We start from the raw sequence: 24,655 nt of genomic DNA, 5'->3' as shown, positions 1-24,655 counted from the left end.
TGTCAAATTTTATATTTTAGATATTAATAATATTATTCATTGTAATAAATTACAGAAATGTCACAGGCAGACTAAATATGCTTTTTTCTGATGCCGGTTATCATCAAAATCCGGTGAATAAATATCGCTGATCTTATGCATGATTTTTGCATGCAGATTTACCTGAGCGCCTATTCATGATAATGGCAAAAATGTGGCGCTGTTGTATCGTCTTTATAAAACACTCCACCACAGCATCATTTGCCGCAATCTGCCACAGTAATTACGGGGGATTTGCGGAGAGCATCATCAGCAAGTGTCAGGGCGTTTTATCTGCATAGTCTGACAGGGAGCAACCATGCTGGAAAAATTATTCAGTCTGAAGGAGCATAAGACCAATATACGCACAGAAGTGCTGGCCGGTCTGACCACCTTCCTCACAATGTCTTATATTATCTTTGTTAATCCGGATATCCTTTCCACAACCGGCATGGACCGCAACGCGGTTTTTGTTGCAACCTGCCTTGCCGCGGCACTTGGTTCGGTGGTGATGGCATTTGTTGCCAACTGGCCGATCGGTATGGCGCCGGGCATGGGGCTGAATGCGTTTTTCGCCTTCACTGTTGTTGGTATTATGGGCTTTTCCTGGCAGCAGGCGCTGGGTGCGGTTTTTATCTCCGGTTTGATTTTCTTTATCCTTACTATATCGGGTATCCGCAGCTGGCTGGTTGATGGCATTCCCAAATCATTGCGCAGTGCAATTGCCGCGGGTATCGGCCTGTTTCTGGCCTTGGTAGGGTTGAAAAGCTCTGGGGTGATTGTCGGTAGTGAGGCCACCTTTATCACCCTTGGCGATCTGACCAAGCCTGCGCCTTTGCTGGCGATTTTGGGCTTTTTCATTATGGCTGTGCTGGATGCGCTCAAAGTGCGCGGCTCAATTCTTATCGGTATTCTGGCAATAACAATCCTGTCTATTTTGCTGGGCTATAGTGAGTTTCAGGGTGTTTTCTCCGTGCCGCCAAGTTTGATGCCAACCTTCCTGCAGCTTGATATTATGGGCGCGCTGCATGTGGGCTTTTTGCAGGTTATCCTGGTATTTGTGCTGGTAGAGGTGTTTGATGCCACGGGCACGCTGATTGGTGTGAGCAAGCGCGCCGGTCTTATTCCTGAAGGCAAGCCAAACCGGCTCAATCGTGCATTATTTGCAGATAGTACGGCCATTATCGGCGGCTCACTGATAGGAACCAGCTCCACCACCGCCTATGTGGAAAGCGCATCGGGTGTGCAGGCCGGCGGCCGCACGGGGCTCACTGCATTTGTTGTGGCGCTGTTGTTTCTTGCGGCCTTGTTCATTTCACCGCTGGCGGGCTCTGTACCGGCTTATGCAACCGCACCGGCGCTGATTTATGTCGCTTGTCTGATGATGCGCGAATTGTCTGAGATTGAATGGGATGAGGTAACAGAAGCCGCACCGGCAGCACTCACTGCACTGGGTATTCCGTTTACTTATTCGATTGCCAATGGTCTGGCTTTTGGCTTTATCAGTTATGTGGTGCTTAAAGCCTTTTCCGGCAAATGGCGGGCTATTCATCCGGCAACATGGATTGTTGCGGCACTCTTTATAATCCGCTTTGCCTATGTGCATTAACGGGCAGATTTGCTCATCTTGAAAAGATTATCAGGCTGCCGGATCATTTGTCGGCAGCCTGATTTTTTTATCTTTTGGCAGCAGGCTGTAAGGCGTGCGGAAAAAGATTACGCTCGATCTTCATGAAATGGCATGATAGGGCTTGAGGCGCTGATGGCTGTGTCAGGCTGTGCCGGGCGCGGCAAAAATATTTTCTGAGACTTGAACCAAATAACAGGCATTTCCGTTTTCGATCGGGGCGGCTTTGCCTGACATGCCGGCTTTGCCGGATACAGGCTGTCGGGAGGCGGCAACCATGACTGCAATCGCGCAGATACCGGCGGGCAATCGCTGGGGCAGAGAAATTATTGCTTCTCTCAAACTGGGCTGGCCGCTGATTTTTACCAATCTGTCTCAGGCTGCGCTGACAGCAACTGATGTGATTTTGATCGGTCGCCTTGGCGCTGATACGCTGGCGGCTGCGGTGCTTTCCACCAGTTTTTATCATTCAATGATGATTTTCTGCATGGGGCTCATCTCGGCCACATTGCCGATGATGGCCATGGCACTGGGGCGTAACCGTCATTCTGTGCGCGATGTGCGCCGCACTGTGCGTCAGGGCTTCTGGACAGCCATTATTATCTGTATTCCGTTCTGGATCTTGCTGTGGCACGCGGAAAGTGTCTTTCTTCTTATGGGGCAGCGCCCTGATATTGCAGCACATTCCGTGCAATTGATGCATACGCTGCAATGGGCAATGCTGCCTTATCTTGGTTATATTGGTCTGCGGTCATTTCTGGCGGCGATGGAGCGCCCTTTATGGACATTGCTGATTGCGCTTTTGGCCATCCTGTTCAATGCGATCACGGCCTATAGTCTTATTTTTGGCAAGTTTGGCATGCCGGCGCTGGGGTTGCGCGGCGCCGGCATTGCAACCACAACATCAAGCTGGATGATGTTTCTGGGGCTGGTTGTTGTTGTTTCCACGCATAAAAAATTTCGCCGTTACCGTCTTTTTGGCCGTTTCTGGCGTCCGGACTGGCCGCGTTTTCTGGAATTATGGCGCATCGGCCTGCCTATGGCGCTGACTTTTGCCTTTGAAACCACAATTTTTTATGCGGCAGTACTGATGATGGGGAAAATCGGCCCCACATCGCTGGCGGCTCATGCGGTGGCCATGCAGATAGCATCGTTGAGTTTTATGGTGCCGCTGGGCTTTGGACAGGTGGCAACAGTGCGGGTGGGGCGTGCTTATGGCGCGGGCAATCGTGAATCTGTGGCCTATGCCGGATGGAGCGCCTATACATTGGGAGTGGGTTTCATGGCCTTTATGGGGCTTTTGATGATCCTGATTCCTGAAGTATTTATCAGTGCGTTTATCAATATTCATGATCCGGCCAATGCAGAGGTTATCCGGCTTTGTGTTGCCTTCCTTGTTTTCGCGGCCTTGTTTCAGATTGTTGACGGGGCGCAGGCTGCCGGGGCGGGGATGCTGCGCGGTCTTGGAGATACGCGTATTCCTATGTATCTGGCCTTGTTTGGCTATTGGGGTGTGGGGCTGCCGCTTGGTGCGCTTTTGGCCTTTACCTTCAATTTTGAAGGGATCGGCGTGTGGATCGGGCTGGCCAGCGGCCTTGCAATTGTTGCGGTGCTGATGACGCAGCGCTGGATATACCGCGATCGTTTGAGCAATGTGATCTATGTTTGAATGGGGGAGGCCGGATGCGGGATCTGAATGATCTGAGGTTTTTTGTTGTGGTTGTGGAGCAGGGCGGTTTTGCTGCCGCTGCCCGCAAACTCAATATGCCGCGCTCCCGCCTCAGCCGCCGCATTGGTATTCTGGAAGAGAGTCTCGGTGTGCGCCTTATTCAGCGCACAACACGGCATTTTGCGGTGACCGATATCGGGCGGGAATATTATCGCCATTGCGTGGCCATGCTGGTGGAGGCCGATGCCGCGCAGGAAGTGATTGACAGAATGCGCTCGGAGCCGCAGGGCGTGATCCGTATCAGCTGCCCGCCCACCATGGTGCATTTTCAGATCGGGGATATGTTAACCCGCTTTATGAAGCAAAATCCCAAGGTGGAAATTTTGCTTGATAGCACCAGCCGCCGTGTGGATGTGGTGCGCGAGGGCTATGATCTGGCTTTGCGGGTGCGGTTTCCCCCGCTGGATGACAGTGATCTGATTATCCGCAAATTTGCTGAAAGCCCGCAGCGTCTGGTGGCGCATCCGGCACTGATTGCCGGCTGCAAACACCCCCCTCAACCCGATGAGCTGGCACAATTGCCAAGTCTGGCATGGGATATACAGAAGACAGCTCATGAGTGGTATCTGGAGAACAGGGATGGCGCAAATATGGTGATCCGCCATCAGCCGCGCCTGCTGACTGAAGATATGGTGACATTGCGGCTGGCGGCCTTGCAGGGGCTTGGCATCTGCCAGTTGCCTGCCATGGTGGTGCGTGATGATCTGCGTGCGGGCAGGCTGGTGGATGTGCTTCCGGGCTGGGCGCCACGCAGCGGCATTACTCATGCTGCTTTTCCTTCACGGCGGGGGCTGCTGCCTTCTGTGCGCTCACTTTTGGATTTTCTGGCAGAGGAATATGCCAGGCTGGCACGCGAAAATACGGATCACAGCGGTTAAAAAAAGGGTGCCTGTCAGCACCCTTTTTGTTGTGACTGAATGATTGCTTATGCTGATATTTATGGCTTCCAGCGCAGCAGGCGCATGGCATTGGCTGTCACCAGCACTGTGGCGCCCGTATCGGCCAGAATGGCAGGCCACAAGCCGGTAATGCCGGCAATGGTGGTTATCAGAAATACCAGCTTCAGGCCGATGGCGAGCGTAATATTCTGTTTGATATTGGCCATTGTGGCCCTGGATAGCGCAATCATATTGGCCACATCTGTCACGCGGCCATGCATGATAGCGGCATCTGCGGTTTCCAGCGCCACATCGGTGCCGCCGCCTATGGCAATGCCAAGATCAGCCGCAGCAAGCGCCGGTGCATCATTGATACCATCGCCGATCTTGGCAATGATCTGTTTTTGCGTTTTCAGCTTATCCACTATGCGGCGTTTGTCCTCCGGCATCATTTCCGCATGCACTTCCATGCCAAGATCACGGCCGATTGCCTCGGCAGTGCGGCGGTTGTCACCGGTCAGCATAATGGTGCGGATACCTTGTGTTTGCAGGGTTTTGATACCCTGACGGGCATCTTCCCGCGGTTCATCGCGCATGGCTATGCCGCCGGCAAGTTCATCGCCGATCATCAGAAGGGAAACAGTCTTGCCCTGATCATTGAGGGCGGCAATGCGCTGTTTTTCGCTATTGGTAAGGGTGGTTTTAGCTGCAACAGCTTTAGGCGAGGCAAGCAGCACGGCCTTGCCTTCTACCGTGCCGGTTACGCCTTTGCCGCCCAATGCCGCGCCGTCATGCACTTGGGGCAAGGCAATATTGCGGGTCTGCGCAGCTTTGAGAATGGCAAGTGCCAGCGGGTGGCTTGAGCCCTGTTCAACCGCAGCGGCAAAGCGCAATATATCGGCCTCTGAATGGGTGAAGGCGATAATATCGGTCACCACCGGCTTGCCTTCGGTCAATGTGCCGGTCTTGTCAAAGGCTGCGGCTGTAACATGGCCTGCGCTCTCCAGTACCGCGCCGCCTTTCATCAACAGGCCGCGCCGCGCTCCGGAAGAAAGACCGGCAGCAATGGCGGCAGGGGTGGAGATCACCAGAGCGCACGGGCAGCCGATCAGCAAAATGGCAAGACCTTTATAAATCCACTCATCCCAGCTGCTCCCTGCAACAAGTGGCGGTATGATTGCCACCAGTGCAGCCAGAATCATAACGGCAGGCGTATACCAAACCGAAAACCGGTCGATAAAGCGTTCTGTCGGCGCCTTGGATTCCTGCGCCTCCTCAACCTGGGCAATGATACGGGCAATGGTGTTATTCTGCGCGGTGGCGGTCACTCTCACCCGCAAAACCGCATCGGAATTAATAGTGCCTGCAAATACCTTGTCGCCGGCCTCTTTGTTTTTTGGCGTGCTCTCACCGGTTACAGGAGCTTCATTCACCGCACTGTTGCCGCTGAGCACTTCCCCGTCAGCCGCAATTCTGTCCCCCGGGCGCACCTGTATGATCGTACCAATGGCAAGGTCTGCCGCATCGCGTTCAACAATCCGGCCGTTTTCTTCCGCACGCGCGGTTTTGGGCACCAAATCGGCAAGGCCGCGTATGGAATTGCGCGCACGTCTTGCAGCCACACCTTCCAGCATTTCCCCGATAAGAAACAGAAAGACCACCATGGCGGCTTCTTCAACCGCGCCGATAATCAACGCACCGATTGCGGCAATGGTCATCAGCGTTTCGATGGAAAATGGTGTGCCAAAGCGCGCGCCGGCAAGAGCGCGCCGTGCTATCGGAACCAGCCCCACCAGCATGGCGGCAGAAAAAATATAAAGCGCATATTGCGGCAGAAAATGCCCGGCAATATAGGCAGCCATCAGCGCCGCACCGGCAGCCATGGTCAGCCTTGCCTTGCCTTGCTGCCACCATGGCCTGCCGTCTTCAGCCTCGCCGTGATCATGCATATGCAGCACGGGAGCTTCTTTTATCTTTCCTGTTGCGTGAACATGAAGGCCATGTTGCTGAGCGCCGTGATCATGCCCCTCATGGCTGTGCTCGTGATCATGGGCTCCGGAGCATCTGTGGGGTTCTGTTTCAGGCTCAGGCCTTGCCGGCGTCTGATTTTCTCCCATATAGCGTGATTGATAACCGAGCTTTTTCAGCTGTTCCATAATGGCATCGGCTTCAATACCTTTATGGGTAACCGTCATGGTGCCTTTGGTAACAGAAACAGTCACATCGCTGATTTTATTCCCTAAACGGCGCACCGCAGTATCAATTTTTTGGGCGCAGGAGGCGCAATCCATGCCCTCAATGCGGAATTTATCCTGACGAACGGGAGCGGACATTTCCACTTTCCTTTTCTCTTGCAACTTTTAAAAAGCACCCTAAATGCTCTAGTGGCTATAGGAGCAAGCGGAAAAATGGATAAAAAAGCCTATACAATCGGCAAGGCCGCGCAGCGCAGCGGTGTTAAGGTGCCGACAATCCGTTTTTATGAGAAGATTGGCCTGATACGTAAGCCGGATCGCACTGAAAGCCAGCGGCGTGAATATGGCGCGGAGGATATCAAGCGCCTGTCATTCATCCGTCATGCGCGTGAACTTGGCTTTGATATCAATGATATACGTGAATTGCTGGCCATGACTGAAACGCCCAATGCCTCTTGCCATGAGGCAGATTCCATTGCCCGCCGCCATTTGCAGGATATTGAAGACCGGATTGAGCGCCTTTGCGCCTTGCGTGATGAGTTGCGGCGCATGGTGCATGAGTGCGACCATGGCCGGATTTGTGAATGCCGCGTCTTACAGATTCTGGAAGATCACAGCCAGTGCGGCCATGAGCATGATCATCCGGTGCAAACGCTTAAATAACCAATGAGAAAAGGACAAAACCGTGCCTGTTACCATTTACGGGATAAAAAACTGCGATACGATGCGCAAGGCGCAGGACTGGCTGCATGCGCAGAATATTGCCTTTGATTTTCATGATTATAAAAAGGCAGGCCTTGATCGCGCCAGACTTGAGAACTGGTGCAGGGAGCTTGGTTGGGAAACCGTGCTTAACCGCGCCGGCCAGACATTTCGCAAGCTTGATGAGGCGCTTAAAAAAGATCTGGATGAAACCAGAGCTATTGAGCTGATGCTTGGAAACCTGTCCATGATCAAACGGCCGGTTCTGGAAAAGGACGGCAAATTGCTGGCTGGCTTTAAGCCCGAAATCTATGCGCGGTTTTTTGCGTGAACTCTGAAGGCTGTTCTTTGTATCGTCAAAGAACAGCCTGTTTTTTGTTCTGTTCCGGCTGTGATAAATATTCCTGATAGCTGATACAGCGCACATCCTCACGGCCGCAGACATTGCGGGCAAAGCGTTCCAGCGCATTCCAGTAGGCGCCATTATTCATCAGCACAAAATGAAAGCCCATTTGCAGCGGAATACGGCTGCCATTATACTGCTTGTTAAAGGCAGCCATAAAAGCATTATAGCTGCGCTGTTCAAACTCTGCCGCGCGTTCCGGCTTTTCCTTGCCGCCGGAATGGCGTATATAGAGATTATAATCCATGGCGATAACCGGTTTTTGTGCCGGTCCTTCCGGTATCAGCGGCAGCCCAAAGCTTCTTAATCCGGCAAGGTTTTTCGGCAGCTCAGGCCCTGAGGTCACACCGCTTGCCTGATAGGCAAAGCCATGTTCACGCAAGGCTGCCTGCACCGGCTTGTCGTCAGAAAGATAAGGCGCACGAAAACCGGTGATCTTGTTGAGGATCAGCTCTTTCCAGCCTTGCGGCTCCCCGTCGATCTTATTGGCCTGCCACGCATTGGCAACAATGGTGCGAAATGCCTCAATTTCCTGAGCCCAGTCTTTGGTTGACCAGTTTTTTCCGTCAAAATGCCCGCAGCCATGGCTGGCAATCTCATGGCCTTCCAGATGAGCTTTCCACACCTGATCAAGCCGTGTGGCAATTTCCTGCCTGTTTTGCGCAAAGCCGACATTGGAACGCCCCGCTTTCATGCGCGGCGGCTGGTATGTGTTGCGCTCTGCCCGCACAAGATAAAAGACGCAGGAGAGAAAATAGGTAAAATGCGCACCGGTTTCTTGGCCTAACTCACGGCTGCGCTGCCATAGCTTGTTATCATGCGCACCGTCAAAAGAGATAATAACCACTTGTTCGGGGCGGGTGTCTGCCTTTGTCGGCGGCGTTTTTGGTTGGGGTGTGGTCTCTGATGCTGCAAGAGTGGGCGTTGCCAGAGAGGGCGCTGCAAGAGAGGGCGCTGCAAGAGTGGGCGCTGCAAGAGTGGGCGCTGCCAGAGAGGGCGTTATTAGGGCTGCCGGTATTGCAAGGGCTGCGGGGCAGAAAACAAAAGCGGCAGGACGGCGGATCATTATAACACTGGCTCGCAATAAATTGTGACAATCAAATCGGGCAGGGCTATATAAGATGAGAATGTGGCAAAGCACGGGCATTTCTGCCTGTTAACAGGCCATAAAGCTGCAAAATAAAGGAAATATGCAGGAATTCACAATCAGGGCTACCATCCGGCGCTGATTCCGACTAAAAGCCGGAGAGGTGGTTTACATAACCGGTAACAATTATAGACCGGTTATCGTGCGTATAGTCGATAATCTCAAGTTTTACAGGGTATCCATGACAGACGACAGCTTTATCCGCGAAGTCAATGAAGAGCTCCGCTCTGAACAGATGCGTGCTGTATGGCGGCGTTTCGGGCCGGTTCTTATCGGCGGTGCTGTGGCCGTGGTTCTCGGTACGGCAGGTTTCGTTGGTTATGAATATTGGCGTGAGAACAAGGCCGCTGCATCGGGTGATAAGTTTCTGGCGGCATTGGAACTTGCCGGACAGGGCAAGAATGATGAGGCGCTGGCTGCTCTGAAGGCTCTTGAGACAGAAGGTGCAGGCTCTTACCCTGTTTTGGCGCAATTGCGCACTGCCACATTGCTGGAGCAGAAAAATGATCCGGCCGGTGCTGTCCGCGCTTTTGATGCTGTGGCGGCAGATAGCAAAGCCCCGGCGGCATTGCGCGATATTGCGCAATTGCGCGCTGCCTATATTCTGGTTGATACCGGCTCTTATGATGATGTTGCCAAACGTGCGGAAACGTTGAGCGCGGATGGCAATCCGATGCGCGGTTCCGCGCGTGAAGTGTTGGGACTTGCTGCTTATAAAGCAGGGCGCACAGAAGATGCGATAAAGCTATTTCAGCAAAATGCAGATGATGCGGCAATTCCTGCCGATCTGCGCCAGCGCGCATCCATGATGCTTGATCTTATGCGCAGCACCCAGACAGATGCAAAAAGCTGAAGAGCCCTGAACGGCACCAAATAATAATTAGGGCGGTTTGGATAAAAACCGCTCTTTAGACGGAAAAACAAGCTGAATGAGCTTTACACTCGCAATTATCGGACGGCCTAATGTTGGCAAGTCCACCCTGTTTAACCGCATTGTCGGGCGCAAGCTGGCGCTGGTCGATGATACGCCGGGTGTGACCCGTGACCGCCGTATTCACGATGGCAAACTCTATGATTTGCACTTCAGGGTTATTGATACGGCAGGGCTTGAGATTGCCGAGGCCGGCACGCTGGAAGGCCGCATGCGTGCGCAGACAGAGGCCGCAATTGATGAAGCTGATGCGGTTTTGTTTGTGATTGACGCCAAAACCGGTCTGACGCCGACAGATATTGAATTTGCGCAGCTGGTGCGCAAATTCAACAAGCCAATTGTGCTGGTTGCCAATAAAGCTGAAGCCCGCGGTGCCGATGCCGGGCTTTATGATGCATTTCGCTTAGGGCTTGGCGAGCCTTGCCCGATCTCTGCCGAGCATGGTCAGGGTTTGCCTGATCTGCGCGATGCGATTGTTGAGGCAATTGGCAGGGAAAAAGCCTTTGCCGCAGATGAAGAGGAAACGGCAGATGCTTTTGCGCCGGAAAAGGTCGGCGCATTGGTGGGCGATGATGTGAGCGATGAGGATGAGGAAATCATCCCTGAATATGATGCGACCAAGCCGCTGCGGATTGCGATTGTCGGCCGCCCCAATGCCGGTAAATCCACATTGATCAATACAATGCTGGGGCAGGATCGCCTGCTGACAGGGCCTGAAGCCGGTATTACGCGCGATTCAATCTCCGTTGAGTGGGAATGGCGCGGCCGGGCGGTCAAGCTGTTTGATACGGCGGGGCTGCGGCGCAAGGCGCGGGTGCAGGAAAAGCTGGAAAAGCTTTCTGTTGCCGATGGCTTGCGCGCCATTCGCTTTGCGGAAGTAGTGATTATCGTTCTTGATGCAACAATTCCGTTTGAAAAACAGGATCTGCAGATTATTGATCTGATTATCCGTGAAGGCCGCGCGCCAATTATCGCCTTTAACAAATGGGATCTGATTGAAGATCGTCAGATGCTGCTGGCTGATCTGCGTGAAAAAACCGAGCGTCTTCTGCCGCAGGTGCGGGGTATCCGTGCTGTGCCTATTTCCGGTGAGACTGGCTATGGCATTGATAAATTGATGGAAAATGTTGAGATGACGCATCGTGTCTGGAATACGCGCATCTCCACAGGCCGTCTTAACCGCTGGTTGGAAAATGTGGTAACCCATCATCCGCCGCCAGCAGTTGCCGGCCGCCGCCTTAAGGTAAAATATATGACACAGGTCAAGACCCGTCCGCCGGGCTTCATGGTGTCGTGTTCGCGCCCGGATGTGATGCCGCAATCCTATGTGCGTTATCTTATCAATGGTCTGCGTGATACATTCAATATGCCGGGCGTGCCGATCCGTTTATCACTGCGCACCTCTGATAACCCTTATGCAGGCCGCGCCAAGAAAAAACGCTGATCTTGTTGCGCTATTTCTGGTGAGATTGAATATGACCCTGCCGGCAAAGCGTCCGGCAGGTTTTTTTATGACTGAGAGGAATGAGGGCATGCAGTTGATTTTTCTGAGCCATCCGCAAGTGGTGGTTGAGCCGGCAGTGCCGGTTACTCAATGGCATTTGGCACCGCAGGGCAGGGCGGCATTGCAGAAATTTCTCTCACGCAATCTCTTGCCGGTTCCTGATATTATTTTTTGCAGTGAAGAAACCAAGGCACAGCAAACTGCGGCGCTTGCCGGTAAATATTTTAAACGAGGGGTTCACACCCATTGCGGCCTGGGTGAGAATGACCGCTCGGCCACCGGTTTTCTGCCGCCCGCAGAGTTTGAACAGGTGGCCGATCAATTTTTTGCAAAGCCGCATCAATCTGTGCGCGGCTGGGAGACGGCAGCGGCTGCACAGAAAAGAATCTGCAACGCGCTGGCTGATATCATGGCGCTTGCAGTTGATGCGCAATATCAGGTGGTGATGATTGCCGGTCATGGTGCAACGGGTACGCTGCTTTATTGTGCGCTGGCGGGCTTGCCTGTCTCGCGTGATTATGATCAGCCGGAGCAGGGGCATTATTGGTGCTATGATTATAAAACAAGGAAAATGCTGCATCACTGGTATGCAATCTGCTGAAGGGGGATGATGATTCCGGTCTTGCAACAGCCTGTCTGGTTTTGTAGTCAGGCAAATGCAGGTCCTGACAATGCTGCCCGGCTTGCAGAAACGTGCAGGAGAGTGCACCATGGCACAAATCATTTCCACAGATGCTTCATCATTACAACAAGCCGCAAATGCGCTGAGCCAAGGCAAACTTGTTGCCCTGCCAACCGAGACCGTTTACGGGCTGGCGGCCGATGCGACCAATGGCCGTGCGGTGGCCGGTATTTTTTCAGCCAAGGGCCGGCCGCATTTCAACCCGTTGATTGCGCATGTGGCAAATATTGATATGGCTGCACGCTATGTGCAGTTTGATGAGGTTTCCCGCAGGCTTGCGGAAAAATTCTGGCCGGGGCCGCTGACGCTTGTGCTGCCATTGCGCGAGGGGGCGGAAATTCATCCGTTGGTGACAGCCGGCCTGACAACACTTGCAGTGCGCATGCCGCGCGGGCCTGTGGCCGGGATTATCGCCGCTCTTGACCGCCCGCTGGCCGCACCAAGCGCCAATAGTTCAGGGCGTATCAGCGCCACATCAGCCCAGGCCGTGCAGGATGATCTGGGAGGGAAGCTTGATCTTATTGTTGATGGCGGCGCCTGTGTGGTGGGGCTGGAATCGACCATTGTTAAAATTGATAATGGTCAGGCCTTGCTGCTGCGTCCGGGTGGTTTGGCGGCAGAAGAGATTGAGGCTTTTATCGGCCAGCCCTTGCATCGTCTTGATCAGCGCGCGGCTATTCAGGCACCAGGTATGATGGCATCGCATTATGCGCCGGATGCAGCAATGCGGCTGAATGTGTCTGAAGTGCATGAAGGCGAGGCATTGCTTGCCTTTGGCGGGCAGCGTGTGGCCGGAGCTGACAAGGCTGTGGCGGTGCTGAATTTAAGCCCTTCTGGTGATTTGCAGGAGGCGGCGGTGCATTTGTTTGATTATATGAAAAGGCTGGATGCGGTTGGCGCGACAACCATTGCGGTGGAGAGCGTGCCGCATCAGGGGCTTGGTGAGGCGATTAATGACCGGCTGGCCCGCGCGGCTGCGCCGCGCGAATAACCAGAAAATGGGTGGCTGCTGCCTGTGCGAATAACCGGAAAACGGGCGGTTGTTCTTTCTGCTTTGATAAATAGCAAATTTTTGACTGTGATGGATGGGATCTGGGAGAGAGGCGTGAGTGATAAGCCGGTTATGTCTGATGAATTGATCGCACGGTTTACGGCGATTGTCGGTGAGAAAAACGCATTGCGTGATCCTGCTGATCAGGCATCTTATTTAAGCGAACCGCGTGAATTGTTTCATGGCCGTGCAGCCTTGGTCCTGCGCCCTGCAACGGTTGATGAAGTATCAGCTATTATGAAACTGGCTTTTGAAACGGCAACGCCTGTTGTGCCGCAGGGCGGTAATACCGGCCTTGTTGGTGCGCAGCAGCCGGATCAAAGCGGGCAAGCGGTTATTCTCTCGCTTTCAAGGCTCAATAGAATCCGCAATATTGATATAACAGGCAATCTCGTGACTGTTGAAGCCGGTGTGGTGCTGCAAAACTTGCAGGAAGCGGTGCATGAGGCAGGGCGGTTGTTTCCGCTGTCTCTGGGGGCGGAAGGCTCTTGCCAGATTGGCGGCAATCTTTCATCCAATGCTGGCGGCACGGCTGTGCTGGCCTATGGCAATATGCGCGAATTATGCCTTGGGCTTGAAGTGGTGCTGCCGGACGGGCAGGTGCTCAATGATCTGCGCTGTGTAAAAAAAGATAATACCGGCTATGATCTGCGTGATTTATTCATTGGCGCGGAAGGAACGCTCGGGGTTATCACTGCGGCAGTTTTGAAAATCTATCCGCAGCCAAAGGGCAAGGCCGTGGCCTATGCCGGATTGCATAAGCCGGAAGATGTGGTGCAGCTTTTCCGTTTAGCAACCGATCAGGCAGGGCAGGCGCTGACCGGTTTTGAACTGATGCCGCGCATTGGCATTGAATTTACGTTAAAACATATCGAAGCTGTGCGCGATCCGCTGGAAAATGCCTATCCTTGGTATGCCTTGATTGAGCTTTCCTCTGTCCGTTCTGAAACAGATGCACAGCAAATGATGGAAGCCATACTTGAACAGGGTTTTGAGAGCGGTCTGGTGCAGGATGCGGCCATTGCGCAAAACGGGGCGCAGGCGGATATGTTCTGGAAAATGCGTGAGGAAATGTCTCCGGCACAGAAGCCGGAGGGCGGTTCGATCAAACATGATATTTCTGTGCCGGTTGCCTCTATCCCTGCTTTTATTGCAGAAGCTGCCGTGGCGGTGGAGGAGATGATCCCTGGCGCGCGTGTGGTGTGCTTTGGCCATATTGGTGATGGCAATCTGCATTATAATGTGTCACAGCCGTTGGGCGCGGAAAAAGCGGCTTTTCTGGCGCGCTGGCATGAGCTGAACCATCGCATCCACACTATTGTTATGCGGTATAATGGTTCGATTTCGGCAGAACATGGTATTGGTGCGCTGAAGCGTGAGGAATTGCGCGCTTTCAAACAGCCTTTGGCGCTGGATTTGATGCGTCGTATCAAACAGGCTTTTGATCCGAAAAATATTATGAACCCGGATAAGTTGCTTTGAGACAGGGCTGTTAAAATTTAAAGTTTGAGCCGCTGTTTCATTAAGAGATGGCGGCTTAATTATTAAAAAACGGCCGTTTTACCCACATGCTATTATAAATAAGCGGTAAATATTCACATTTTTAGCCATGAAAATGCGGTTAGCAAATGCTTTATTCAGCAAAAACTGTGCTTAATGCCGGTTTAACTGTTGGAAAGCCAGCCTTAACAAACAGTATCCGGCTTTTTATGATTTTTAGATAATTTTCAGATTTTCAAGCCGTGAATTGAGCAAAATATACGTAAAACAGCAAAATGGGCTTCTATTGTTCAGCTCTTGTTAAAAATCATAAATAATCTCTGATTTTCATGGTTTAAGTGCTGTTTACAGATGTTGTTAAAGTCTTACCGGTCTTTGAAATCCGGTTGGAAACTGTAAACCATTCCGGCAAAGACTGAAGCATTAACCCTGTGATTTAAGCAGTTTGGTGAGGTGGCTGCGCTATTCTTGCATCTAACGAAGCCAAAAGGCTCGAAGGAAAAAAGTACCGCAAATAAAAACAATATAGCGGTTCTTGAATATAACAGGGCGCGAAAACATGAACCAGATGTTACAAAAACAGGATAAGCCGGTTTGGGCCAGCAGGGAAATCCGGCTTGATCCTTTTCAGTTTCCGCAGAGTGTATCCTATGCCTCAGAGGGTGAGCATGAGGATGTGACTTTTACCATTAATGAGCGCGGAGCCGTGCTGCGCCGCGTGCTGCCTTCAAGCGGCCTGCCTATGTCTGTGGCGCTGCCTGCCCATGTTTTTCTTGGTGTGGCCGCCCGTGCTGTTGAGGATGAAAACGGCCTGATCACCGTGACACTGGAATTGATGCATGAGGATCCGCAAATGTCTGTGCCGCTTTTGGTGGCACATGATCTGGATGATGTGGCGGCTGACTGGCATGCATGGGCCAATGCTTATAAATTGCCGATGTTGCTTGTGGAGGCTGATGGGGTTGCACGGCCGCTTTATGATAATATTGGCGGGGTTACGGCATCAGCCAGTACTGAGCGCCGTCAGGGGCAGGAGCCGCGCCGCCGCCGTCCGCGTTTTCTGGCGCGCCGCAAAACCGGCTCGCTGGGGGTGAGCTTGAAGATTTCCGGCCGCGAGATTATCTCGCGTTTATAAAGAACCGGAGATTATCTCGCGTGAATGTGAATGGCTCTCATGCTGAAATAAATATAAAGTTTAACAATATTACAGAAAATTGCGAACTGAATATGTGATCTCCAGTCACAGAATGCACAAAGACCGTATATCCGGCAAAGATATACGGTCTTTTTTTTAAGTTTATTTTTTGCGCGAGAGAAAAGCGCCCACGGCTTGTGCTGTCTCGGCGGATTTCAGGCGTTCGGCAAAAATCTGCGCTTCACGGTCAATCCGGTCGGTGAGTGGTTCGGGGCTGCTGCGGAGCAGGTCACGGGTGAGCTGCAGGGCAACCGGCGGGCGGGCAGCCAGTTTTTGTGCCATTTTCAGCACTTCCGCTTCCAGCTGATCTTCAGCAACAACGCGCCAGACAATACCGGCTGCCAGAGCCTGTTCAGCCGTCATGGCCTCACCCATGGCCAAAAGCCCGAAAGCCCGCTGATAGCCCATGATTTTAGGCCCCAGCAGGCTGGAGCCTGCTTCCGGTATCAGCCCCAGATCAACAAAAGGCGTGTGGAATATTGAGCGCGGTGTGGCAAAGGTCAGGTCGCAATGCAGGTTCAATGTGGTGCCAACACCAATTGCCAGCCCGTCAACGCCGGAGATCAGCGGCTTGCGGGTTTGCGCTAATATATGCAGAAAATCAATAATTTCGCCGCCGAGGCTGCCTTGCGATAAAGCGGCATTCATGAAGTCCTGCATATCATTGCCGGAAGAAAAGGCGTCGGGCTGGCCAAAAATCACACTGACGCGGATCGCCTCATTGCTGTCGGCATTTTTGAGAGCCTGCGCAATGCCTTGATACATATCGCGGGTAATGGCATTTTTTTTCTCAGGCCGGTTGAGGCGGATAATCTGCACGCCATCCTGATGTTCAATCTGAAGAAAATCGCTCATAATCAAATATCCTGCAAAAGCTGTGCGGCGTGGCTTAGGCTTGCGGCACCATTGAGAATGCTCTGTTTTAAACCTGCTGTTTCCTGCAGGGTGTTTTCTGCAAAAAATGTGGCAAGTGCAGCGGCATTGCTGTCCTGCAGGCCTGCTTTTGCCAGATAAATTGCGCCGGCAGTGAGTGAGAGCAGGCGCTGATAAGGCGTTGCCCCGCATAGTGCTGACTGGTTGTCGCCTTTGGCGGTGCAATCCTGCAGGAAGCGGGTGGTTTCTTCTGCCGCATTCAGTGCTGTTTCAAGCTGCGGGGCAATGGATTGCAATGTGTCTGAGGTTTTTGCCTGTTCTGCAATCAGGCGCAGTTCCTGCAGGAAGCCATGAAGATGGCCGCCATTTTCCAGCGGCAATTTACGCATCACCAGATCAATGGCCTGAATGCCGTTGGTGCCTTCATAAATCGGCAGGATGCGGGCATCGCGAAGCAATTGGGCAGCGCCGGTTTCTTCAATAAAGCCCATGCCGCCATGAACCTGAATGCCAAGTGAGGCCACATCCACACCGCTATCTGTGGAGAAAGCCTTGGCAAGCGGCGTTAAAAGGCTGGCACGATTTGCCCAGAAAGCGGCATTGGCACTGTCTGCCTTAGCCATATCCAGCGCCTGTGCGCAAGAATAGCAGATTGCGCGGGAGGCTTGAGTGAGCCCCTTCATAGTCAGCAGCATGCGTGCCACATCAGGATGCTCGATGATCGGGCTCATCTCAGCGCCTTTGGCGGCATTTAAGGCGCGCCCCTGACGGCGCTCCTGCGCATAGGCACGGGCTTTCTGATAGGCAGCCTCGGCCACCGCAACCCCCTGAATACCAACGAGCAGGCGGGCATTGTTCATCATGGTGAACATACAGGCAAGGCCTTTATGTTCCTCGCCGATAAGGTAGCCAACGGCGCCTTTTTCACCGGTATCGCCAAAACCGTCACCATAGATCATGGTACAGGTTGGCGAGGCATGAAGCCCCAGTTTTTCTTCCAGACCGGCGCAGAACACATCATTACGCGCACCAAGCGAACCGTCGGCATTAACCAGATATTTGGGCACCAGAAACAGAGAAATACCTTTGGTGCCGGCCGGGGCATCAGGCAGGCGTGCAAGAACCAGATGCACAATATTATCGGTCAGATCATGCTCACCATAGGTGATGAAAATTTTTTGACCGAAAATCCGGTATGTACCATCATCTGCCCGTTCTGCACGGCTGCGCAGGGCTCCAAGGTCAGAACCGGCCTGCGGCTCTGTGAGGTTCATGGTACCTGCCCATTCACCGGAGATCAGCTTTTCAAGATAGATTTTTTTCAGCTCATCACTGGCATGGTGCTCCAGTGCTTCAACCGCGCCCATTGTCAGGGTGGAGGCAATGGCAAAACCGAGTGAGCCGGAATTCCACATTTCTGCAACCGCAACGGAGAGCAGGCTTGGCAAGCCCTGGCCGCCATAGGCCGGATCACCGGTCAGCGCGTTCCAGCCGCCGTCTGTCCAGTCTTTATACAGGGCTTTCCAGCCATCTGTCGTGGTAACTTGCGCATCTTTCAATGTTGCGCCCTGCCGGTCGCCTCTGGTGCGCAAGGGGGTAATGCGGGTTTCGCTGAATTTGGCCGCCTCCTGCAAAACAGCCTCGATAATATCCGGCGACAGCTCTGAAAACAGCTCTGTTTTCAAGAGTTCCGGCAGGCCTGCAACCTGATTGAGCGTCTGATTGATTTCAGCAAGTGGCGCGCGATACATATAGTTCCTCCGTATGGCGCATTCTGATGTGAGAATGCAGCCGCAAGTCTCCTTGCTGTTACTGGTATCGGCTTATTACGTAAACGTCAATAAAATCTCTGCCTGAAAGAATAAGAAAACCCGCCATAAGGCGGGTTCGGGGTTGAATTTATTGTGCGGCTTTTTCGCGCTCAACGGCGCGCCAGCCAATATCTTTACGGCAGAAGCCGCCGGGCCAGCTGATTTTGCTCACAGCCTCATAGGCACGCTTTTGTGCTTCACGCACTGTTTTTCCCGTGGCGGTAATATTGAGAACGCGCCCGCCATTGGCCAGAAGATCGCCATCCTTGTGAATGGTGCCTGCATGGAACACTTTGACATGGGGCAGAGTCTCGGCCTCTTCAACGCCTTTAATAACTGTGCCCTTGCGCGGGGATGCAGGGTAACCTTCCGCCGCCATAACAACGGTGAGGGCGGCCTCATCACTCCAGCGGACGGAAAGCTGATCCAGCATATTATTGGCAGCGGCAAGCATAATGACCAACAGGTCATCCTTGAGGCGGGTCATCAGGACCTGACATTCAGGATCGCCAAAACGCGTATTATATTCAATGAGTTTAGGCCCGTCTTTGGTGATCATCAATCCGGCAAATAATATGCCGCTGAAAGGTGCGCCGATTTCAGCCATGCCGCGTATTGTCGGCCTGATCAGTTCCTTCATCACGCGTTCGGTCATGGCTTCATCCATAACAGGCGCGGGGGAATAGGCGCCCATGCCGCCGGTATTGGCGCCGGTATCGCCATCGCCGACACGTTTATGATCCTGCGCACTGCCAAAAGGCAAAGCCGTGGTGCCGTCACAAATGCAGAAGAAGCTTGCCTCCTCACCTTCAAGATATTCCTCAATCACCACTTCCGCGCCGGCATCGCCGAACTGGCCTTCAAAACAGGCATCCACGGCATCCAGAGCCTCTTCCTGTGTCATGGCGACAACCACGCCCTTGCCTGCGGCCAGACCATCGGCCTTGACCACAATCGGCGCGCCTTGTGCACGAATATAGGCCTTGGCCTTAGGTGCATTGTTGAAGCGGCCATAGCTGCCGGTTGGAATGTTAAAACGCGCGCAGAGATCTTTGGTGAAGCCTTTGGAACCTTCCAGCTGCGCTGCAGCCTGTGAAGGGCCGAAAACCTTGATGCCGGCCTGCAAAAGCGGATCGGTTAGGCCTGCAACCAACGGCGCTTCAGGCCCCACAACCACCAGATCAATTTCAAAACTTTGGCAAAAGGCAATCACGGCCTCATGATCGTCAATATCAAGATCAACCAGTGTTGCATGATCGGCAATACCCGGATTGCCCGGTGTGCAGTAAAGGGTGCCGAGCAGCGGAGAGGCTGCCAGTTTCCAGCTCAGCGCATGTTCACGGCCGCCGGAGCCGATCAGCAGGACTTTAAGAGCATCAGAAGCGAATGAGGACACGGGCATTTCTCCATAGGGTACAGGCTTGAGACTTGCTCCTTCTTTACGAAATCGCTAGAGATTTTGAAAGCGTTTATGAGGATGCAGCTGCGAAAGGTTTGCATAACATGGTTCAGGTTCAGGCACGCGGTCAAATGGGCAAGGTTATGGATGCACCGTCCGGCCATTGGGTTTATCGTTTGCTGCCGCCAAACCTTTGGCCCTATGCGCAGCTTGCCCGCTGGGACAGGCCGATCGGCTGGCAGCTTCTGCTCTGGCCGTGCCTGTGGTCTGCGGCACTGGTTGCCAGCGCAGGAACAAGTGCAGGAATAAGAGCGGGGGATGATATCTGGCATGTTTTGCCATCATTCTGGCATATGGCGCTGTTTTTGATCGGGGCTGTTGCCATGCGTGGGGCTGGTTGCACCCTTAATGATCTGGTGGATCAGGATATTGACGATCAGGTGGCGCGTACCCGTTCCCGCCCGCTGCCATCCGGTCAGGTAAGCCGCAAACAGGCATGGTTGTTTTTAGGTCTGCAATGTCTGGTCGGGCTTGGGGTTGTGCTGCAATTTAACTGGTTCACGATTGGGTTGAGTTTTGCCTCATTGGTGATTGTGGCCGCCTATCCTTTTATGAAGCGCATTACCGATTGGCCGCAGCTGGTGCTGGGCATGGCTTTTTCATGGGGGGCGCTGGTGGCCTGGTCGGCGCAGACCGGTTCTCTCGCGCTTGCGCCGGTGCTGCTCTATATCGGCGCGATCATGTGGACAATCGGCTATGATACAATCTATGCCCATCAGGATAAGGAGGATGATGCGCTGGTTGGTGTGCGCTCGACCGCGCGTTTATTTGGTGCAAAAACCAAACTGGCGCTGATAGTGCTCTATGGCGGTGCATTAATATGTTTTGGCTGGGCTTTTGCCATGGCTCAGGTGCCCATGCCGGCGCTGGCCGGTTTGCTTGCTGCCGGTGTGCATCTCTATCGCCAGATTATTGTGCTGGATATTGATAATCCTGATCAGTGTCTGCAGCTTTTTCGCTCTAATAACAATGTCGGCTGGCTTATTTTTGCCGGTCTGGTGCTTGGTTCCTTGTGGGTGGTGATCAAGCCGGTAATCTGATCAGGGTCGGTACTGTGATCGGGCAGGTAATGAAAAAAGCCGCTGGAAATTCCGGCGGCTTTTCTTGTTACGGATAAAATTTCTGTATTGTCCAGGGGCTTTCAGGTGTTGCGCGCTGGAAGATCAGGCGGTCATGCAGGCGGAATGGCCGGTCATGCCAGAACTCAATATATGTTGGCCGGATGCGAAAGCCGGACCAGTAATCAGGCCGGGGAATTTCTCCGATGGCAAAACGCGCCGTATATTCTGCAACGGCTTTTTCCAGCGCAAAGCGGCTTTCCAGCGGGCGGGATTGTTTGGATGCCCATGCGCCGATGCGGCTGCCGCGCGGGCGCGACCGGTAATAGGCATCAGCTTCTTCATCGGAGACTTTTTCAACTATACCGCGTATACGGATCTGGCGGCGCAGGGATTTCCAGTGAAAGCACATGGCGGCTTTGTGTGACGACAGAATTTCGCGCCCTTTCTGGCTTTCATAATTTGTATAGAAAACAAAGCCGGTTTCATCGAAGCCTTTCAGCAGCACCATGCGCACATTCGGCATACCACTTTCATCAACCGTGGCCAGAGCCAGGGCATTGGGGTCATTCAGCTCGGATTGTGTTGCATCCTGCAACCAGTCCGCAAACAGACGAAACGGTTCGGTTGCTGCGGTAAAGTCGTCGTTGTTTTCGCTCATTCTTTTATCATTTCAGTGGTTTGTAATCATCATATCATTATATGATTGCAGTTTATACTCTGTTGGATGCGGGTGCCGTGCCATTTTCGGCTGCAGGAATATAGTGCGCCAGCCTGTGCAATAAACCTTATTTTGTCCAGTGGGGTTTATTGATAAAGAGCCGGTTTGATGATTAACCGGCAGGTTGCATATTCCGGCAAAAAAAGACTGAAGCATAATATCCGCGCTTCAGTATATGGGGATTGTGCTTTTTTGGGGTTTCTCAGCCCGCCTATTGCAGATAGGTTTCATAAAATTAAATGGTGATTTTAATCTTTTTCCCTGTTCAGCCCCATAATTGCGGACTGTAGCCATAATTGCAGGTGGCAGGCTGAATTTTTCCTGCAAATGATGGCAGTCATGAGTGAGGGAGCTGTTATTCATTTATTTACTTTGTCAGCTCATCGCTTGTTAACCTGCAACGGCTCATAATAAATATCTGTTGTTATATCTATTTCCGGATGGCTGCATGGCTGCAGTCTGATAAGTCAGGATCAATATTTGCCAGTGACAGTAAACAGGTTTGTACAGCAAAGCCGATATTTTTTCAGCCGCTTGTTAGGAGTGGCCGGTTGTGTCTGTCTCTTATCGGGCTGTGCAATGTCCGGTTTTGATCTTGAAAATGCAATGCCTGACAGGGAAACTGTAACCGGTTCAATTGCGCGGCAGGATGTGCCGGCGAATGATGACAGCAGTAAAATCTCCGATCAGAATACAATCCGCAATGTGGTCTCAGCACTTAATTTTGCACAATGGGGCAAAACGCCGATTCCCTGGGCTAATCCTGATACGGGCAGTCAGGGCACAATCACAACGGTTGCCGAGAAAAAGACAGAAGCAGGGCTGTGCCGTGAGTTTGAAACCTCGCGGGAAGCCTTTGACGGCGCTGCGCTTTATCGCGGGCAGGCCTGCATGGCGCAGGGCGGCAACTGGGCGCTTACATCCTTTGCGCCGCTTTGAGCCATCTTTTGCAAAGCCGTAGCTATATTTGCGTGTCGCGTCTGGAAAAGCCGCATCATCATGCGCATATTGCATGGTAAAAGCATATCTGTGCAGCATATTTTTCTTGAGAGACGGTTGCCGTGCCTATTGCTAGGCGGCGCAAAGTTTGAACTTAAAGAGAAAGTGATGCCTGATAGGCTGTGACAGCTGGTTCAATTGCAGGTGATTCTTATTCAGAAACACCTAGTTTATAAAGGAATACTATGCGCGATCCCTATAGCGTATTGGGCGTCGCTAAAACGGCGAAGCCTGAAGAAATAAAATCGGCTTTTCGTAAGCTGGCCAAGAAATACCATCCTGATCAGAATCAGGGGGATCCGAAGGCGCAGGAAAAATTTGCCGAGATCAATCAGGCTTATGAAATTATCGGCGATAAGGATAAGCGCGGCCAGTTTGACCGCGGTGAAATTGATGCTGAAGGAAAGCCTGTATTTCAGGGTTTTAGCGGCCAAGGATTTGGTGATCGGGGCGGCTTTCAGGGGGATCCTTTTGCAGGGTTCCGCCGTGGTGCTCAGGGTGCGGGCGGTTTTCAGCAGGGCGGCTTTGAAGGCGCGGAAGATATTCTCAGCAGTATTTTTGGCGGCGGCTTTGGCGGCGGCCGCTCACGCGGGCGTGCGCCGGTAAAAGCGCCGGATCTGAAGGCTTCTATCGCTGTATCGCTGGAGCAGGCTGCGGGCGCGGAAAAAGTGGAGGCTGTTTTTCCTAACGGCAAGAAATTGTCGATCAAATTGCCGAAATATGTGGAAGACGGCCAGACAATCCGCCTTAAAGGGCAGGGGGAAACCATGCCCGGCGCCGTTGACGGCGATGCGCTGGTAACCATCAGTTTTAAAAAACACCCGCGCTTCCGCCTTGACGGGCGTGATCTCCATCTTGATTTGCCGGTGCCGCTTGGCGATGCGGTGCTTGGCGCCCGCGCAGAGGTTGAGACATTGAGCGGGCGTGTGGCGGTGCGTATTCCCGCCTGGTCAAGCTCGGACAAGATATTGCGGTTGAAAGGCAAGGGGCTGCCAAATAAAACCGGCAATGCGGCAGATCTTTTCGTGCATATCCGGATTATGCTGCCTGAAAATGGTGATGAGGCGCTCGAATCATTATTTCGTTCCCGCTCGGGCTGAGGCGGCAGAAAGTAAAATATGTGGCATAAAGATTAAGCGGGGCTGAAACCGGAGCGGTTTTCAGCCCGCAAGGCGGGCTTTACTCTAACGGTTGAAATCGTTACATAATAGAAACAATAGAATGATATTTGCATCAAAATATCTGCTTGCAAGGGGAAGGATGACAATTTTTGTCGTCCTTGCTTGAAGCTGTAGTGTTGCTGTGCGATAGGCAGCTATTCAGATTATATTTTTAAGAGGTATGGTGAATGACCGCCAAATCCGGTTTATTGCAGGGAAAACGCGGGCTGATCTTAGGTTTGGCCAATAACCGCTCTATTGCCTGGGGCATTGCCAAGGCAGCACGGGATGCCGGTGCGGAGATTGCTTTAACCTATCAGGGCGATGCGATGAAAAAGCGCGTTGAGCCACTGGCGGCAGAACTGGGCGCATTGGTATGCGGCCATTGTGATGTGACTGATGATGCGTCTATGGATGTGGTTTTTGCTCTGATTGAAGAAAAATGGGGCAAGCTCGATTTTCTTGTTCACGCAATTGGCTTTTCCGATAAGGATGAGTTAACCGGCCGTTATATTGATACAACGGCAGCTAATTTTTCCAATACAATGCTGATATCGGTTTATTCTTTCACGGCGCTTGCCAAACGTGCAGAAAAGCTGATGACCGATGGCGGCTCCATGCTGACGCTGACCTATTACGGCGCAGAAAAAGTAATGCCGAACTATAATGTTATGGGTGTTGCCAAGGCTGCCCTTGAGGCGAGCGTGAAATATCTGGCTGTTGATCTGGGGCCGCAGAATATCCGTGTGAATGCAATTTCCGCCGGCCCGATCAAAACACTGGCTGCCTCCGGCATTGGTGATTTCCGCTATATTCTTAAATGGAATGAATATAATGCACCGTTGCGCCGCACGGTTAGCATTGAGGAAGTGGGTGATTCCGGCCTGTATTTCCTTTCTGATTTGTCGCGTTCGGTTACCGGTGAGGTTCATCACGTTGATAGCGGCTATCATACAATCGGTATGAAGGCTGTAGATGCGCCGGATATTTCCGTCATCAAGGATTGAGGATT

General features: G+C 52.6%; 21 protein-coding genes. 15 read left to right on the top strand and 6 right to left on the bottom strand.

All coding sequences use genetic code 11. The features are described from left to right. Nucleotides 1-337 precede the first annotated feature (337 nt). The 3 genes from ACSTTO_RS12000 (at nucleotide 338) to ACSTTO_RS11990 (ending at nucleotide 4,252) form a co-directional block, all read left to right on the top strand. Complete coding sequence (locus ACSTTO_RS12000) at nucleotides 338-1,627, top strand: NCS2 family permease (RefSeq protein WP_439273443.1); 1,290 nt, start codon at nucleotides 338-340, stop codon at nucleotides 1,625-1,627. A gap of 295 nt (nucleotides 1,628-1,922) precedes the next feature. Beyond that, nucleotides 1,923-3,314 carry an MATE family efflux transporter gene (locus ACSTTO_RS11995; protein ID WP_439273442.1) on the top strand — a complete coding sequence of 464 codons (1,392 nt, stop codon included), beginning with the start codon at nucleotides 1,923-1,925 and terminating at the stop codon, nucleotides 3,312-3,314. A gap of 14 nt (nucleotides 3,315-3,328) precedes the next feature. Then, nucleotides 3,329-4,252, top strand: a complete 924-nt coding sequence (locus ACSTTO_RS11990) for a LysR substrate-binding domain-containing protein (protein ID WP_439273441.1) — start codon at nucleotides 3,329-3,331, stop codon at nucleotides 4,250-4,252. A 59-nt stretch (nucleotides 4,253-4,311) separates the two neighbouring features. On the opposite strand, the gene ACSTTO_RS11985 is transcribed toward ACSTTO_RS11990, so the two are convergent. Beyond that, on the bottom strand, nucleotides 4,312-6,585 hold the full coding sequence (locus ACSTTO_RS11985) for a heavy metal translocating P-type ATPase (protein ID WP_439273440.1): 2,274 nt from the start codon (nucleotides 6,583-6,585) through the stop codon (nucleotides 4,312-4,314). 75 nt (nucleotides 6,586-6,660) lie between these two features. Here ACSTTO_RS11985 and ACSTTO_RS11980 point away from each other — a divergent pair, with 75 nt between their 5' ends. Together ACSTTO_RS11980 and ACSTTO_RS11975 are read left to right on the top strand one after the other, a co-directional pair. After that, nucleotides 6,661-7,110 (top strand): MerR family transcriptional regulator, encoded by a 450-nt coding sequence (locus ACSTTO_RS11980; protein WP_439273439.1) that lies wholly within the window; start codon nucleotides 6,661-6,663, stop codon nucleotides 7,108-7,110. A gap of 22 nt (nucleotides 7,111-7,132) precedes the next feature. Further along, on the top strand, nucleotides 7,133-7,480 hold the full coding sequence (locus tag ACSTTO_RS11975) for an arsenate reductase (protein ID WP_439273438.1): 348 nt from the start codon (nucleotides 7,133-7,135) through the stop codon (nucleotides 7,478-7,480). Between the two features lie 25 nt (nucleotides 7,481-7,505). On the opposite strand, the gene ACSTTO_RS11970 is transcribed toward ACSTTO_RS11975, so the two are convergent. Continuing rightward, nucleotides 7,506-8,618, bottom strand: a complete 1,113-nt coding sequence (locus ACSTTO_RS11970; RefSeq protein WP_439273437.1) for a polysaccharide deacetylase family protein — start codon at nucleotides 8,616-8,618, stop codon at nucleotides 7,506-7,508. A 262-nt stretch (nucleotides 8,619-8,880) separates the two neighbouring features. Between ACSTTO_RS11970 and ACSTTO_RS11965 the strand changes: the two genes are divergently transcribed. From ACSTTO_RS11965 to ACSTTO_RS11940, 6 genes are all read left to right on the top strand, one after another. Next, nucleotides 8,881-9,552, top strand: a complete 672-nt coding sequence (locus tag ACSTTO_RS11965) for a tetratricopeptide repeat protein (RefSeq protein WP_439273436.1) — start codon at nucleotides 8,881-8,883, stop codon at nucleotides 9,550-9,552. Between the two features lie 76 nt (nucleotides 9,553-9,628). Further along, on the top strand, nucleotides 9,629-11,074 hold the full coding sequence (der, locus tag ACSTTO_RS11960; RefSeq protein WP_439273435.1) for a ribosome biogenesis GTPase Der: 1,446 nt from the start codon (nucleotides 9,629-9,631) through the stop codon (nucleotides 11,072-11,074). Between the two features lie 67 nt (nucleotides 11,075-11,141). Continuing rightward, entirely contained in the window at nucleotides 11,142-11,735 is a 594-nt protein-coding gene (locus tag ACSTTO_RS11955) for a histidine phosphatase family protein (protein WP_439273434.1), read from the top strand. A 109-nt stretch (nucleotides 11,736-11,844) separates the two neighbouring features. Beyond that, a complete protein-coding gene (locus ACSTTO_RS11950) occupies nucleotides 11,845-12,807 on the top strand; it encodes an L-threonylcarbamoyladenylate synthase (protein WP_439273433.1) in 963 nt (320 codons plus the stop codon). Between the two features lie 132 nt (nucleotides 12,808-12,939). After that, on the top strand, nucleotides 12,940-14,349 hold the full coding sequence (locus tag ACSTTO_RS11945; RefSeq protein ID WP_439273813.1) for an FAD-binding oxidoreductase: 1,410 nt from the start codon (nucleotides 12,940-12,942) through the stop codon (nucleotides 14,347-14,349). Between the two features lie 586 nt (nucleotides 14,350-14,935). Beyond that, the gene (locus ACSTTO_RS11940) at nucleotides 14,936-15,502 is read left to right on the top strand and encodes a DUF6101 family protein (RefSeq protein WP_439273812.1); all 567 of its coding nucleotides are present in this window, start codon (nucleotides 14,936-14,938) and stop codon (nucleotides 15,500-15,502) included. Between the two features lie 162 nt (nucleotides 15,503-15,664). Here the strand turns inward: ACSTTO_RS11940 and ACSTTO_RS11935 are convergent, their stop codons facing one another. The 3 genes from ACSTTO_RS11935 to purD form a co-directional block, all read right to left on the bottom strand. Continuing rightward, nucleotides 15,665-16,417: a crotonase/enoyl-CoA hydratase family protein gene (locus ACSTTO_RS11935; protein WP_439273432.1), complete on the bottom strand. Its 753-nt coding sequence runs from the start codon at nucleotides 16,415-16,417 to the stop codon at nucleotides 15,665-15,667. A gap of 2 nt (nucleotides 16,418-16,419) precedes the next feature. Beyond that, complete coding sequence (locus ACSTTO_RS11930; protein ID WP_439273431.1) at nucleotides 16,420-18,186, bottom strand: acyl-CoA dehydrogenase family protein; 1,767 nt, start codon at nucleotides 18,184-18,186, stop codon at nucleotides 16,420-16,422. Nucleotides 18,187-18,334: 148 nt separating this feature from the next. After that, nucleotides 18,335-19,642 (bottom strand): phosphoribosylamine--glycine ligase, encoded by a 1,308-nt coding sequence (purD, locus tag ACSTTO_RS11925; protein ID WP_439273430.1) that lies wholly within the window; start codon nucleotides 19,640-19,642, stop codon nucleotides 18,335-18,337. A 107-nt stretch (nucleotides 19,643-19,749) separates the two neighbouring features. On the opposite strand from purD, the gene ubiA reads away from it, so the two are divergent. Further along, nucleotides 19,750-20,745 (top strand): 4-hydroxybenzoate octaprenyltransferase, encoded by a 996-nt coding sequence (ubiA, locus tag ACSTTO_RS11920; RefSeq protein ID WP_439273429.1) that lies wholly within the window; start codon nucleotides 19,750-19,752, stop codon nucleotides 20,743-20,745. Between the two features lie 67 nt (nucleotides 20,746-20,812). On the opposite strand, the gene pdxH is transcribed toward ubiA, so the two are convergent. Further along, a complete protein-coding gene (gene pdxH / locus ACSTTO_RS11915) occupies nucleotides 20,813-21,424 on the bottom strand; it encodes a pyridoxamine 5'-phosphate oxidase (protein WP_439273428.1) in 612 nt (203 codons plus the stop codon). 639 nt (nucleotides 21,425-22,063) lie between these two features. On the opposite strand from pdxH, the gene ACSTTO_RS11910 reads away from it, so the two are divergent. From ACSTTO_RS11910 to fabI, 3 genes are all read left to right on the top strand, one after another. Then, complete coding sequence (locus ACSTTO_RS11910) at nucleotides 22,064-22,423, top strand: RT0821/Lpp0805 family surface protein (protein WP_439273427.1); 360 nt, start codon at nucleotides 22,064-22,066, stop codon at nucleotides 22,421-22,423. Nucleotides 22,424-22,668: 245 nt separating this feature from the next. Beyond that, a complete protein-coding gene (locus tag ACSTTO_RS11905; protein ID WP_439273426.1) occupies nucleotides 22,669-23,583 on the top strand; it encodes a DnaJ C-terminal domain-containing protein in 915 nt (304 codons plus the stop codon). 248 nt (nucleotides 23,584-23,831) lie between these two features. Further along, nucleotides 23,832-24,650: an enoyl-ACP reductase FabI gene (gene fabI, locus ACSTTO_RS11900; protein ID WP_439273425.1), complete on the top strand. Its 819-nt coding sequence runs from the start codon at nucleotides 23,832-23,834 to the stop codon at nucleotides 24,648-24,650. Nucleotides 24,651-24,655 lie beyond the last annotated feature (5 nt).

The sequence above is a fragment of the Pseudochrobactrum albidum genome, from assembly GCF_051851455.1.
Taxonomy (GTDB): domain Bacteria; phylum Pseudomonadota; class Alphaproteobacteria; order Rhizobiales; family Rhizobiaceae; genus Pseudochrobactrum.
This window is presented reverse-complemented; position numbering and strand designations above follow the sequence as displayed.